Source organism: Streptomyces sp. GL_140, assembly GCF_057834465.1.
In genome coordinates this window covers 2,684,457-2,696,823 of the sequence record NZ_CM174404.1, presented here as the reverse complement: position 1 = coordinate 2,696,823, position 12,367 = coordinate 2,684,457, and the positions used below count along the sequence as shown (strand labels likewise).

The window sequence follows — 12,367 nt, the reverse complement described above, 5'->3', positions numbered from 1 at the left end:
GGGCTGGCACCGGGCTCCGGCTCCGTTTACCTCGACGGTGCCGGCCGCCGGAGGAACCGGCGGCGCGAGCCGCGCACCTCCGGTACGGGGCATTCCGGCTCCCCGCCCCGGCGGTGCCGAGGGAGGGTCACGGTTGCGGGTCAGCGCCGGAATTGCACCGGCTTCCCCCCGTACGAAGGTGTTGACGACGCCCATACTCTACCGGCCCGTAGCTCGCGCACCTGGTGGCGCCGGACCGGGGTGCCCCTTACCGGGCCCCCCGCCGGGCTCGTCACGGGGCTCGTCGCGGGGTGCGTGCGGGCCTACTGCAGGCCTCGGTACGTCACCGGATCGCTACCCGGCACCGCTTCCGCGCGACCCTGCTTCACCAGCCGCCGCAGGTGGGCTTCCGCTTCCGAGACGGCGATGTTGCGGGAGCCGTACGGGATCTGCTCCCAGGGCCGGTTCCACTCCATCCGCTCGGCCAGCGCCCACGGGGTCAGCGGCTGCGCGACGAGCAGCTCCCACAGCCCGGTCAGCCGCTCCTCGTGGTGGTCCAGGAGCTCCCGTACGCGGGCCGGGGCGTCGGTGAAGGCGTACTGGTGGGCCGGGAGCACCTCGGCGGGCTCCAGGCGGCCGATGCGTTCGAGGGAGTCGAGGTAGTCGCCGAGGGGGTCGGTGACCTGCTCCGAGGAAGGGTCCTCGTAGAGGCCGATGTGCGGGGAGATCCCGGGCAGCAGGTGGTCCCCGGAGAAGAGGCGGCCGTTGCCGGGCAGCTTCGCCGGGTGCTGCTCCTCCAGGTGCAGGCAGACGTGGCCCGGGGTGTGGCCGGGGGTCCAGATGGCCCGCAGCCGCCGGCCGGCCAGCGGCAGCAGCTCGCCGGGGACGATCTCCCGGTCGGGAACCGCGGCCCGCAGGCCGGGCAGGGTCCGCATGCGGCCGCTCGCGCGGGCGGCCCGCAGCGGGGCGATGTGCTCCTCGGGGGCTCCGGCGGTGGCGAGCTTCTCGCTCATGTAGTCGAACCAGACGCCGGGCTCGGAGGCCCGGGTCCGCACGACGACCTCGGTGTCTGCGGCGTGCATGGCGATCCAGGCGCCGGAGGCGTCGCGGACCTGGCCGGACAGGCCGTGGTGGTCGGGGTGGTGGTGGGTGATGACCACGCCGTGGATGTCGGAGACGGCGAGGGAGAGGGCGCCGAGTCCGGCGACGAGGGTGTCCCAGGATTCGGGGTCGTCCCAGCCGGTGTCGATGAGGACCGGGCCGCTGTCGGTGTCGAGTACGTGGACGAGGGTGTGGCCGAGCGGGTTGTCGGGGATGGGGACCTTGATGCCCCACACGCCTCCGCCGTGGTCGGTGACGTCAGGCGTCGCCGCTGAGGTGTCCTCTGTCATGAGGGGCTCCGTTCCAACGAGAACATGTTGCAATAGTCGCCCAAGTCGACCATCTTGCAGTCTTCCTGACTAGTCGTTGGATCTTCCGGCCCGCTCACACTCCCGGTTGCGTCAGGGCCGTGGACTCCTAGAACTAGAACTGGTATCAGTTCTGGAACGCCCAAGCCGCAGGAGGCATCAGCCATGACCGAGCTCGTCGAACACGGACAACTGCTCATCGGCGGGGAGTGGACGGACCCGCTGGGCTCCGACACGATCAAGATCGTCTCGCCCCACACCGAGCAGGTCATCGGCAGCGTCCCACACGCCTCCAAGGCGGACGTGGACCGCGCCGTGGCCGTGGCCCGCAAGGCCTTCGACGAGGGCCCCTGGCCGCGGATGGCCCTCGACGAGCGGATCGCGGTCGTCACCCGGATCAAGGACTCCATCGCCGTCCGCCACGAGGAGATCGCCCGCTCGATCAGCTCCCAGAACGGATCCCCGTACTCCTGGAGCGTCCTCGCCCAGGCCCTCGGCCCGATGATGGTCTACGACGCCGCGATCACCGTCGCCCGCGCCTACCCCTACGAGGAGTACCGCCAGGGCGTACTCGGCCCGATCCTCGTCCGGCGCGAGCCGGTCGGCGTCGTCGCCGCCGTCATCCCCTGGAACGTCCCGCAGTTCGTCGCCGCCGCCAAGCTGGCGCCCGCGCTGCTCAGCGGCTGCGCGGTGATCCTCAAGCCGTCCCCGGAGGCGGTCCTCGACTCCTACATCCTCGCCGACATCGCCCGCGAGGCCGGAGTGCCCGAGGGCGTGCTGTCGATCCTGCCCGCCGACCGCGAGGTCAGCGAGTACCTGGTCGGCCACCCGGGCGTGGACAAGGTCGCGTTCACCGGCTCCGTCGCGGCCGGCCGGCGCGTCATGGAGGTCGCCTCGCGCAACCTCACCCGCGTCACCCTCGAACTCGGCGGCAAGTCCGCCGCCGTGATCCTCCCCGACGCCGACCTCGACACCACCATCGCCGGCATAGTCCCGGCCGCCTGGATGAACAACGGCCAGGCGTGCGTGGCCCAGACCCGCATCCTCGCCCCGCGCAGCCGCTACGAGGAGGTCGCCGAGGCGCTCGCCGCCGCGGCCGGCGCCCTGGTCGTCGGCGACCCGCTGGACCCGGCCACGCAGCTCGGCCCGCTGGTGGCCAAGCGGCAGCAGCAGCGCTCCCTCGACTTCATCCGGATCGGCCAGGAGGAAGGCGCCAAGGTCCTGTCCGGCGGCGGCGTCCCGGCGGGCCTGGGGCAGGGCTGGTACGTGGAGCCGACGCTCTTCGGAGACGTCGACAACTCGATGCGGATCGCCCGCGAGGAGATCTTCGGCCCGGTCGTCTGCCTGATCCCGTACGGGGACGAGGCGGAGGCCCTGCGCGTGGCCAACGACTCGGAGTTCGGACTCAGCGGCAGCGTCTGGACCGGGGACGTGGAACACGGCGTGGACTTCGCGCGACAGGTGCGGACCGGCACCTTCAACGTGAACACCTTCAGCCTGGACATGCTCGGCCCGTTCGGCGGCTACAAGAACAGCGGCGTCGGCCGGGAGTTCGGCCCGGAGGGCCTGAGCGAGTACCTGGAGCACAAGATGATCCACCTCCCGGCCGGCTACGAGCCCCCCGCGGCCGGTGCGTGATGGGCGACCGGTGGCTGGTCGAGGTGGACCGAGGGGTCTGCATCGGCTCGGGCATGTGCGTGAACCACGCCCCGGAGGGCTTCGCCCTCGACTCGGCGAGGCAGTCGCACCCGCGGGCGGCGGAAACGGACGCGAACGAGCCGATGCTCACGGCGGCGGAAGGCTGCCCGGTGGAAGCGATCTCGATCGCCCTGGCGGGCAGCGGGGAGGCGGTGTTCCCGCCGGAGGAGTGAGGGTGGGGTGGGGGGAGTGTGGTCGGGCGGGGGCTGCGTTCGTGGGTGGGGGTGGGGGTGTGGGGTTGGCTTGGGCTGCGGGTGGTTCGGTGGCTTCGACGGTCCCTGGGGGCGTCCCTCCAGTCCAGTGTCGTTCCGGGCCGGGCCGGTCCGTCAAGGGCGCTCCTGCGTCGCGTCGCTGCGCGATGGCCTGCGGCCACCCTTGACCGACCGTCCCGTCCCGGAACGACACAAGACTTCCGGGATCCCCCCGGGGGATGGCCGGGGGGGTGACATACGGAGGAGCGGGCACCCTTCGCAGCCCCGGGCCCGGTCCCGCCGGTCGGCCGACGTCCGGACGGCCGGGAGGGGCCGCCTGGACAGGGTTGGGGGCGCCGGGGGGTTCGGGACACCCACCCGACACCGATCGAGGACCCTTCCCGAGGCCGTCGCACGCCAACCCGCACCAAAAGACGACGACCAGCCCCTCCCATGCCTTGAGGCGCATCAGATCGCTACGCACTGCCACTCGGCATAGCGACCGGCCGCCGTCTGGGGCTGGACATAGGCCGCCAACGGTCTTGGGGGCGGCTGACGTCGTATAGCGACGATCAGACCGTCCGCAGGAGCGGCGACGACCAGATGTCCGTGGGGGGCGACGATCGGACCGTCCGTAGGGGCGGCTGAGGTCGTATGGCTGGGTGGGGGGTCAGGTATTGGTGTTGAGGAAGCCGATGGTTACGGCGCCCCACCAGCAGAACTGGGAGACGACGGCGGTGGCGCCGCCCCACAGCAGTAGGCGCGGGGTGATGGTGGGCGCGTTGTTGAGGCGGTGGCCGAGGAGGCCGGCCTGCAGGCCGTTGAGGGTGAGGAGGCCGACCAGTGCGAGCTTCGCGAGGGTGAGGGGCGAGCTGAGGTTGGGCTCCAGCATCATTCCGCTCACCACCAGACCGCCGAGTCCGGCCCAGATGGGTACGTGGAGCCGAGATGTGGCACCGACCACCTCGGCGAGCGTGCAGCGGCCCGTGGCCCACAGCAGACCGTGGTAGTCGGCGGACAGAACCGCGCCGAAGCCGACGACGAGCGAGGCGAGGTGCGCGAACAGCGCGGCCGTGTGCAGTGCCGGGTCGGTGCTGACGTGGACGGAGACCCACAGTCCGAGGGTCAGGACGATCATCGCCCCGAGTCCTGCGGCTGCCACTGTCCACCAAGAGTCGTACAGGCGGACAGGACGGGCAGACAGATCGGCGGCAGGTGACGACATGAGAGTGAGCTCCGAGGTCAGGACGGTCGCGAACGCGACTCAAGCGAGGTAAGGCTTACCTAAATCTCTCCCCTCGTCAACGCGTGTCCGCAGCCCAAGATGCTCCCCAGCCCGCCTGCAGCCCCGGACGGTCTGATCGCCGCCACACAACGTCGGCCGCCCCCAAAGGGGTTGGCGGCCTATGTCCAGCCCCAGACGGCGGCCAGTCGCTAAGCTTGATCTTTAACCTCGTTGTTCTTTCAAGCGGACGTGTTCGGTGAGTGTCTCTGCTCGCTTTACCGTTTTGCCGGGCTCGTGTCGTGGGGCTGGCCTGCGGTTTTTCGATCCGGGTGGGCGTCCGGGGCCGGGCAGGGACGGTTGGGGCACGCCTGCGGGCTGGGCGGTCTTCGCGCGGAGGTGCCGGAACCCGCGGCGGACTCGGGCTGGAGTGAGTCGGCGGGGTTCCGCAGGCCGTTCCCAGGGGCGGCGGAGGTCCTCGGCGAGGGGGCGGGCGAGGCGGAGCTGGGTGTGGGCGGCGATGATCAGCCAGGTCCACAGGTCGGCGGTGTGCGGGTCGCGGACCTTCGGGACGGTCCACCCGAGGGTCTGCTTGAAGAGGCGGAAGGTGTGCTCGAGGTCGAAGCGCCGGAGGAATGCCTGCCACCGCAGGTCGATGTCCTGGCCCGTCATCCCGGTCTTGGAGGACCACAGCCAGACCGGTTTCGGGTCACGGTCACCAGGGAGATACTCGACCTTCAATCGGATCAATGTGCCGTGGATCAGAGGGAGTTCGCCGCAGTGGTCGAGCCAGGGGCCTCGGGCTTGCAGGCGTGGGTGCATGCGGTCCCAGGCGAGGGTTGCGGCCGCGCCGTAGTGGGTGGTGGTGCTGGCGGTGGTGTGGTCGGGTGTGTGCCAGGAGTCGGGTTTGGAGAAGGTGATGACGCCGCCGTGCTTGCGGGGCTGCCCGCCGCGTGGGGTGGAGCGGCGTGGGCCGGCGTCGCGGAGCATGACCCGGTCCGAGCGCAGCCGGCCGACCAGCTCGACGGGCAGGTCGGCCAGGACGTAGGCGAGTCGGGTGACGTCGTAGCCGGCATCCACGACGACGAGGATGTCCTGGTCGCCGGGCTTCCACTGGCCGGCCTTCAGGAGCCGGGTGATGACGTCGCGGAGCTGGGAGGCGGTGACCGCGGTGGCGTCGTCGGCCGGGCCCAGACGGATCGCGTCCAGTACCGCGGTCCACGAGGTCCGGCCCGTTTCCAGGGCCGCGACGAAGGAGTACGGCCAGCCGGGGATCATCTGGTCCGCACTGCGGCCTCGCCCGTATACGTGGCAGAACAGCAGGTCCGGGCTGGTGGGAGCGTCGGGCCGCAGCCAGTTGCTCACATCAACCGCGAGGACGATCCGCCCGTCGGCAGCCCTCGGCAACGGCGTGGAGGCGACCAGCCGGCGCAGGCGGCGCGGTTCCAGCCAGCCGTGGTTGACGGCGTCGTACATCGCTCCGTGTCCGCGCCGGTGCTCGGCCGCCAGCGTCAGCTCGACCAGCGACCTGACCGGCCCGTCGGCACATAGCGCCGCGTCGACGAGCTCGAAGAGCGCGTCAGCCCGGGAGTAAAGGCAGTCGTAGAACTCGACACGAAAGCGGGACAACACGCCCAATGCCTCGCGTCCGGACACCTCAGCAGACAGACTCATACGCAGCGGCCGTTCTCTGGTACCTCGTGACTCGACATCTCGAAGCGTGGAGAACGGCCGCCTTCGCTGTCCCGGGAAACACCGCAGATCAGCAGGTCGGGTGACGAGCGAGGTTAAAGATCAAGCTAAGCTTGATCTTTAACCTCGTTGTTCTTTCAAGCGGACGTGTTCGGTGAGTGTCTCTGCTCGCTTTACCGTTTTGCCGGGCTCGTGTCGTGGGGCTGGCCTGCGGTTTTTCGATCCGGGTGGGCGTCCGGGGCCGGGCAGGGACGGTTGGGGCACGCCTGCGGGCTGGGCGGTCTTCGCGCGGAGGTGCCGGAACCCGCGGCGGACTCGGGCTGGAGTGAGTCGGCGGGGTTCCGCAGGCCGTTCCCAGGGGCGGCGGAGGTCCTCGGCGAGGGGGCGGGCGAGGCGGAGCTGGGTGTGGGCGGCGATGATCAGCCAGGTCCACAGGTCGGCGGTGTGCGGGTCGCGGACCTTCGGGACGGTCCACCCGAGGGTCTGCTTGAAGAGGCGGAAGGTGTGCTCGAGGTCGAAGCGCCGGAGGAATGCCTGCCACCGCAGGTCGATGTCCTGGCCCGTCATCCCGGTCTTGGAGGACCACAGCCAGACCGGTTTCGGGTCACGGTCACCAGGGAGATACTCGACCTTCAATCGGATCAATGTGCCGTGGATCAGAGGGAGTTCGCCGCAGTGGTCGAGCCAGGGGCCTCGGGCTTGCAGGCGTGGGTGCATGCGGTCCCAGGCGAGGGTTGCGGCCGCGCCGTAGTGGGTGGTGGTGCTGGCGGTGGTGTGGTCGGGTGTGTGCCAGGAGTCGGGTTTGGAGAAGGTGATGACGCCGCCGTGCTTGCGGGGCTGCCCGCCGCGTGGGGTGGAGCGGCGTGGGCCGGCGTCGCGGAGCATGACCCGGTCCGAGCGCAGCCGGCCGACCAGCTCGACGGGCAGGTCGGCCAGGACGTAGGCGAGTCGGGTGACGTCGTAGCCGGCATCCACGACGACGAGGATGTCCTGGTCGCCGGGCTTCCACTGGCCGGCCTTCAGGAGCCGGGTGATGACGTCGCGGAGCTGGGAGGCGGTGACCGCGGTGGCGTCGTCGGCCGGGCCCAGACGGATCGCGTCCAGTACCGCGGTCCACGAGGTCCGGCCCGTTTCCAGGGCCGCGACGAAGGAGTACGGCCAGCCGGGGATCATCTGGTCCGCACTGCGGCCTCGCCCGTATACGTGGCAGAACAGCAGGTCCGGGCTGGTGGGAGCGTCGGGCCGCAGCCAGTTGCTCACATCAACCGCGAGGACGATCCGCCCGTCGGCAGCCCTCGGCAACGGCGTGGAGGCGACCAGCCGGCGCAGGCGGCGCGGTTCCAGCCAGCCGTGGTTGACGGCGTCGTACATCGCTCCGTGTCCGCGCCGGTGCTCGGCCGCCAGCGTCAGCTCGACCAGCGACCTGACCGGCCCGTCGGCACATAGCGCCGCGTCGACGAGCTCGAAGAGCGCGTCAGCCCGGGAGTAAAGGCAGTCGTAGAACTCGACACGAAAGCGGGACAACACGCCCAATGCCTCGCGTCCGGACACCTCAGCAGACAGACTCATACGCAGCGGCCGTTCTCTGGTACCTCGTGACTCGACATCTCGAAGCGTGGAGAACGGCCGCCTTCGCTGTCCCGGGAAACACCGCAGATCAGCAGGTCGGGTGACGAGCGAGGTTAAAGATCAAGCTAAGAACCCGTTGTCTTTTCGAACGTGATCGTTGAGTTTCCGCTGGTGGGAGTGGTGGTCGGTCCGGCGAGGCAGGGATGCATCGTCCTGTTGGAGTGCTTGTGGGGGCGTGTGATGGCGTCGGTACTGGGTTTGCTGGAGGCGAAGGAGTCGGCTGCGCGGGAGGTGATCGAGCGGCTTCGGGAGGAGGCTGATCGTGTCCTGGCCGCGCTCGGTGAGGCGGAAGCCGGTCTGGAACGGCTGGTCATCGCGCGCGAGACGGTGACCGAGGTCCTGAACGGGCCTGTCGTTCAGGTGCAGGAGGCGCCCCAGGCGTGTGTGGGCGGCGGTCCGATGGGGGTCATGGTGGTGCCACGCCATCGTGAGGGGCTCTCGGCCCGCGTGCTGCCCGAGGAATACCAGCGTCTGCTTGCCGTGCTGGCGGCCGGGGCGGCCGGCGGCCCGATGCGGGCAAGGGACCTGACGGTGGCCCTGGGCCGGGAAGCGGTGCCGGCGAAGATCGAATGTGTCCGGTCGATGGCTAAGCGTCTGGTGGCCCGGGGGTGGGCAGTGGCCGAGCAGGGGCTGTTCGCCGCAGGCCCTGGTTCAGCCGCGGGGCCGGACGCCCGGTGAGTGCGGACGGCTGCGGGCGAGGCGGCGTCCCATCACCATGGTCATGGACCACATGACCATCGTCTCGTGGGTGGCGGGCAGACGTTCGTAGTCGCGGACCAGGCGCCGGCGGTGCATCAGCCAGGCCAGTGTCCGCTCGACGACCCACCGGCGGGGAAGGACAACGAACCCGGGGGCGGTATCGGTGCGTCGGACGATGGTCAGTGCGAGGCGGAGCGTTTCCCTGGCCCAGTCGACGAGCTGGCCCGCGTAGCCGCTGTCGGCCCAAACCAGCGTGATCTTCCGGTGGAGCCGGCGGAGCTGTGCGAGCGCAGGCGCGGCCGCGTCGCGGTCCTGAACGGACGCCGGCGTGACCGTCACGGCCAGCAGCATGCCCAGGCAGTCCACCACCACGTGGCGCTTGCGGCCGCCGACCTTCTTTCCCGCGTCCCAGCCGCGTGAGCCGGCACCGACGGTGTCGGCTGCCCGCAGGGACTGCGAGTCGATAATCGCGGCCGTCGGCTCCTTTTCGCGTCCCGACATTTCACGCACCCTGGCCCGGAGCCGGTGGTGGAACTCGGAGATCAGCCCCTGGCGGTGCCAGCGGCGAAAGAAGGCATAGACGGCGGTCCAGGAAGGGAAGTCGGCAGGAACGGCCCGCCACTTGATGCCGTTGTCGAGGAGGTAGCGGACCGCGTCGAGCATCTCGCGGTGGCAGTAGCCCTCCGGTTGCCCGCCCCGGCCCTCCAGCCAGGCCGGCACCGGCAGCAGCGGACGGATGACCGCCCACTCCGCGTCCGTCATGTCCGACGGATAGCGCCGCCTGCGGCCAGCGTGATCAGCGGCATTTCCATACACGTGCGCGATGCAGTCACACGATGGGGCAGCCGGGTTGGACGCGGTGAGCTCGGACGCGCAAAGCTGTGGCAACAGGGTCTCCTGGAACTGCCCGGATGGGGTCGCACCCCCGAGCTACCAAGAGGCCCTGCCTTTATGCCCGGACCACCGGAATATCACCCGGACCAGAACCTTGTTCGAACCCAAGCGCTCCCACGATCGATAGAACAACGGGTTCTGAGCCGAGCGGCAGTGTGTAGCGATCTGTCGCGCCTCAGGGCATGGGAGGGTCATCTGGTCAACCGTGGGTGCGGGTTGGCGGGCGACGGCCTCGGGAAGGGTCCTCGATCGGTGTCGGGTGGATGTCCCGAACTCCCCGGCGCCCCCAACCCTGTCCAGGCGGCCCCTCCCGACCGTCCGGGCGTCGGCTGACCGGCGGGACCGCCCCCGCACCTCTCCGACCACGGCCGTCCCTCCCCCTCACACCTCCCGGCCATCCCCCGGGGGGATCCCGGAAGTCTTGTGGCATTCCGGGACGGGACGGTCGGTCAAGGGTGGCCGCAGGCCATCGCGCAGCGACGCGACGCAGGAGCGCCCTTGAGGGACCGGCCCGGCCCGGAACGACACTGGACTGGAGGGACGCCCCCAGGGACCGTCGAAGCCACCAACCCACCCGCAGCCCAAGCCGCCCCCCACCCCCACCCCGCCTGCCCCTCCCACCCCCACCAGGCGGCAGGATCAGGCCTTTTCCGGAGCCCCCGTCGGCCCGCCCGGCCGGCCCGCCCCCGTGAGGTCGATCAGGCGGCAGACCGTTTCGATGTCGATCTTGACCTGGGCGATCGACGCCCGGCCCGAGAGCCATGTGATCAGCGCCGAGTGCCAGGTGTGCTCGATGACCCGGACCGCCGACAGCTGCTCCGCCGTCGGGGGGCCGTCCAGGCCCATCGCGTCCAGGATGATCGCCGTCGTCAGCCGGGACACCGTGTCCACCTCGGGGCTCACGCTGCGGTCCGCGAAGGTGAGGGCCCTGACCATGGCGTCCGCCAGGTGCGGTTCCCGCTGCAGTGCGCGGAAGGCGCGCATCAGGGTCTCCGCGACCCGGGCCGCGGGGTCGTCCCCGGCCGGCGGGCGCTTGCGGAGGGTTCCGTGCATGTGCTGGAGCTGGTCCTGCATCGTGGCGACGAGCAGGTGCACCTTGGAGGGGAAGTAGCGGTAGAGGGTCCCCAGCGCGACGCTGGACGATTCCGCGACCTCCCGCATCTGGACGGCGTCGAAGCCGCCCTTGCTGGCCAGCTGCGCGCTGGCGTGCAGGATCCGCCTGCGTCGCGCCTCCTGGCGCTCCGTCAGGGGAGGGGACGCCGGTGTGGTGACGGCTGGGGTCACGGCCTTCGCTTCCGCTGTCATCTGTCCCGTTCCAAGGCGTTCCCTGTTGTTGCGGGTGGGGTGTTGCGGGGCTGCTGCGCACCCAGCATGTCAGGCGTCCGAGCCGTGGCGCGAATCACCTGCCACCCCTCTTACGGTGTGGTTTCCGGCCGGTAGATTCAATGGTCTTCAACGGATCAAGTCTGAAACTTGTTCTACATTATGCGAGCGGTTACGCTCCGGCGAAAGTGCAGGGAGAAGGGGGCCGAGAGTGACCGCTGAGGCCATGGTGACGAGCCCTTTCGCGGGTTCCGCCACCGACGACAGCCGCCCGTTGCGGATCGCACTCCTCACCTATAAGGGGAACCCGTTCTGCGGCGGACAGGGCGTCTACGTACGCCACCTCGCGCGGGAGCTCGTCCACCTCGGACACTCCGTCGAGGTCATCGGCGCGCAGCCCTATCCGGTCCTCGACAGGGACGCCGTCACCGGCGCCGGTGCCACGCTCACCGAGCTCCCGAGCCTGGACCTCTACCGCAGCCCCGACCCGTTCCGCACCCCGAAGCGCGACGAGTACCGGGACTGGATCGACGCCGTCGAGGTCGCCACCATGTGGACCGGCGGTTTTCCCGAGCCGCTGACCTTCTCGCTGCGGGCGCGCAGGCATCTGGCCGCGCGCGCCGGTGAGTTCGACGTCATCCACGACAACCAGACCCTCGGCTACGGGCTGCTGGGCGAGCTCGGCGCGCCGCTGGTGACCACGATCCACCACCCCATCACCGTCGACCGCAAGCTGGACCTGGCGGCCGCCAAGAGCCGCAGGAAGCGTGCCTCCGTGCGGCGTTGGTACGGCTTCACCCGCATGCAGGGCCGGGTCGCGCGGCGGCTGCCGTCCGTGCTGACCGTCTCCGGCTCCTCGCGGCAGGAGATCGCCGAGCACCTGGGCGTGCGCGACGAGCGCATCCACGTGGTCCACATCGGCGCCGACACCGATCTGTGGTCGCCGGACCCGACCGTGGCCGAAGTGCCCGGACGGATCGTGACCACCTCCAGCGCCGACGTCCCGCTCAAGGGGCTGGTCCACCTCGTCGAGGCGCTCGCGAAGCTGCGTACCGAGCAGCCCGACGCCCACCTCGTCGTCGTCGGCAAGCGCGCCGAGCACGGGCCGGTCGCCCGCGCGATCGAGACGTACGGGCTCCAGGACGCCGTCCGCTTCGTCAAGGGCATCTCCGACGCCGAGCTGGTCGACCTGGTGCGCAGCGCCCAGATCGCCTGCGTGCCCTCCCTCTACGAGGGGTTCTCGCTCCCGGCGGCCGAGTCCATGGCCACCGGGACCCCGCTGGTCGCCACCACCGGCGGCGCGATCCCCGAGGTTGCTGGCCCCGACGGCGAAACCTGCCTGGCGGTGCCGCCCGGCGACGCGGGCGCGCTGGCCGCCGCCCTCGGCCGGCTGCTGGAGGATCCGGAGCTGCGCGTCAGACTCGGGGCGGCCGGCCGCGAACGGGTGCTGGAGCGGTTCACCTGGGCCAAGGCCGCCGAGGGCACCGTCGTGCACTACCGCGCCGCCATCGAGCGGGCCGCGCAGGAGCGCCGTAGCGGCGCCCGTAGCGGCAGTGCCCGGTAGTGCGGGGTAGTACCCCGCAGTACCCGGTGATCTTCACCTTCCGTCCGATGCCGTACCCCTCTCACCC

General features: G+C 70.5%; 10 protein-coding genes and 1 riboswitch. Of the genes, 4 read left to right on the top strand and 6 right to left on the bottom strand.

Annotated elements, in window-relative coordinates; translation table 11 throughout:
* Positions 1-96: 96 nt before the first annotated feature.
* Positions 97-166: riboswitch (cobalamin riboswitch) on the bottom strand.
* A gap of 136 nt (positions 167-302) precedes the next feature.
* Positions 303-1,370 (bottom strand): Strvi_7410 family MBL fold metallo-hydrolase, encoded by a 1,068-nt coding sequence (locus AC3IYJ_RS12605; RefSeq protein WP_489401401.1) that lies wholly within the window; start codon positions 1,368-1,370, stop codon positions 303-305.
* A 183-nt stretch (positions 1,371-1,553) separates the two neighbouring features.
* On the opposite strand from AC3IYJ_RS12605, the gene AC3IYJ_RS12600 reads away from it, so the two are divergent.
* The gene (locus AC3IYJ_RS12600; protein WP_489401400.1) at positions 1,554-3,026 is read left to right on the top strand and encodes an aldehyde dehydrogenase; all 1,473 of its coding nucleotides are present in this window, start codon (positions 1,554-1,556) and stop codon (positions 3,024-3,026) included.
* Positions 3,026-3,259 (top strand): ferredoxin, encoded by a 234-nt coding sequence (locus tag AC3IYJ_RS12595; RefSeq protein ID WP_489401399.1) that lies wholly within the window; start codon positions 3,026-3,028, stop codon positions 3,257-3,259. Before AC3IYJ_RS12600 ends, AC3IYJ_RS12595 begins: the two co-directional genes overlap by 1 nt.
* A 688-nt stretch (positions 3,260-3,947) precedes the next feature.
* Here AC3IYJ_RS12595 and AC3IYJ_RS12590 read toward each other — a convergent pair.
* The 3 genes from AC3IYJ_RS12590 to AC3IYJ_RS12580 all read right to left on the bottom strand — a co-directional run bounded on the left by AC3IYJ_RS12590 (position 3,948) and on the right by AC3IYJ_RS12580 (position 7,760).
* On the bottom strand, positions 3,948-4,415 hold the full coding sequence (locus AC3IYJ_RS12590) for a hypothetical protein (protein WP_489401398.1): 468 nt from the start codon (positions 4,413-4,415) through the stop codon (positions 3,948-3,950).
* Between the two features lie 309 nt (positions 4,416-4,724).
* Positions 4,725-6,173, bottom strand: coding sequence for an NF041680 family putative transposase (locus AC3IYJ_RS12585; RefSeq protein ID WP_489399350.1), 1,449 nt, complete (start codon positions 6,171-6,173; stop codon positions 4,725-4,727).
* 138 nt (positions 6,174-6,311) lie between these two features.
* Positions 6,312-7,760, bottom strand: a complete 1,449-nt coding sequence (locus AC3IYJ_RS12580; RefSeq protein WP_489399350.1) for an NF041680 family putative transposase — start codon at positions 7,758-7,760, stop codon at positions 6,312-6,314.
* Positions 7,761-7,910: 150 nt separating this feature from the next.
* On the opposite strand from AC3IYJ_RS12580, the gene AC3IYJ_RS12575 reads away from it, so the two are divergent.
* Positions 7,911-8,498, top strand: coding sequence for a hypothetical protein (locus tag AC3IYJ_RS12575; protein ID WP_489399352.1), 588 nt, complete (start codon positions 7,911-7,913; stop codon positions 8,496-8,498).
* On the opposite strand, the gene AC3IYJ_RS12570 is transcribed toward AC3IYJ_RS12575, so the two are convergent.
* The gene (locus AC3IYJ_RS12570; protein WP_489401397.1) at positions 8,472-9,281 is read right to left on the bottom strand and encodes an IS5 family transposase; all 810 of its coding nucleotides are present in this window, start codon (positions 9,279-9,281) and stop codon (positions 8,472-8,474) included. The two genes, AC3IYJ_RS12575 and AC3IYJ_RS12570, sit on opposite strands and share 27 nt — an antisense overlap.
* Before the next feature lie 771 nt (positions 9,282-10,052).
* Complete coding sequence (locus AC3IYJ_RS12565; protein ID WP_489401396.1) at positions 10,053-10,718, bottom strand: TetR family transcriptional regulator; 666 nt, start codon at positions 10,716-10,718, stop codon at positions 10,053-10,055.
* A gap of 229 nt (positions 10,719-10,947) precedes the next feature.
* Between AC3IYJ_RS12565 and AC3IYJ_RS12560 the strand changes: the two genes are divergently transcribed.
* A complete protein-coding gene (locus AC3IYJ_RS12560; RefSeq protein WP_489401395.1) occupies positions 10,948-12,300 on the top strand; it encodes a glycosyltransferase family 4 protein in 1,353 nt (450 codons plus the stop codon).
* The last annotated feature ends 67 nt before the right edge of the window (positions 12,301-12,367 follow it).

Excerpts from the sequence above, each read along its gene's own strand:
- AC3IYJ_RS12605 (WP_489401401.1), bottom strand. The coding sequence starts at position 1,370 with ATGACAGAGGACACCTCAGCGGCGACGCCTGACGTCACCGACCACGGC.
- AC3IYJ_RS12600 (WP_489401400.1), top strand. The coding sequence starts at position 1,554 with ATGACCGAGCTCGTCGAACACGGACAACTGCTCATCGGCGGGGAGTGG.
- AC3IYJ_RS12595 (WP_489401399.1), top strand. The coding sequence starts at position 3,026 with ATGGGCGACCGGTGGCTGGTCGAGGTGGACCGAGGGGTCTGCATCGGC.
- AC3IYJ_RS12590 (WP_489401398.1), bottom strand. The coding sequence starts at position 4,415 with ATGATCGTCCTGACCCTCGGACTGTGGGTCTCCGTCCACGTCAGCACC.
- AC3IYJ_RS12585 (WP_489399350.1), bottom strand. The coding sequence starts at position 6,173 with ATGAGTCTGTCTGCTGAGGTGTCCGGACGCGAGGCATTGGGCGTGTTG.
- AC3IYJ_RS12580 (WP_489399350.1), bottom strand. The coding sequence starts at position 7,760 with ATGAGTCTGTCTGCTGAGGTGTCCGGACGCGAGGCATTGGGCGTGTTG.
- AC3IYJ_RS12570 (WP_489401397.1), bottom strand. The coding sequence starts at position 9,281 with ATGACGGACGCGGAGTGGGCGGTCATCCGTCCGCTGCTGCCGGTGCCG.
- AC3IYJ_RS12565 (WP_489401396.1), bottom strand. The coding sequence starts at position 10,718 with ATGACAGCGGAAGCGAAGGCCGTGACCCCAGCCGTCACCACACCGGCG.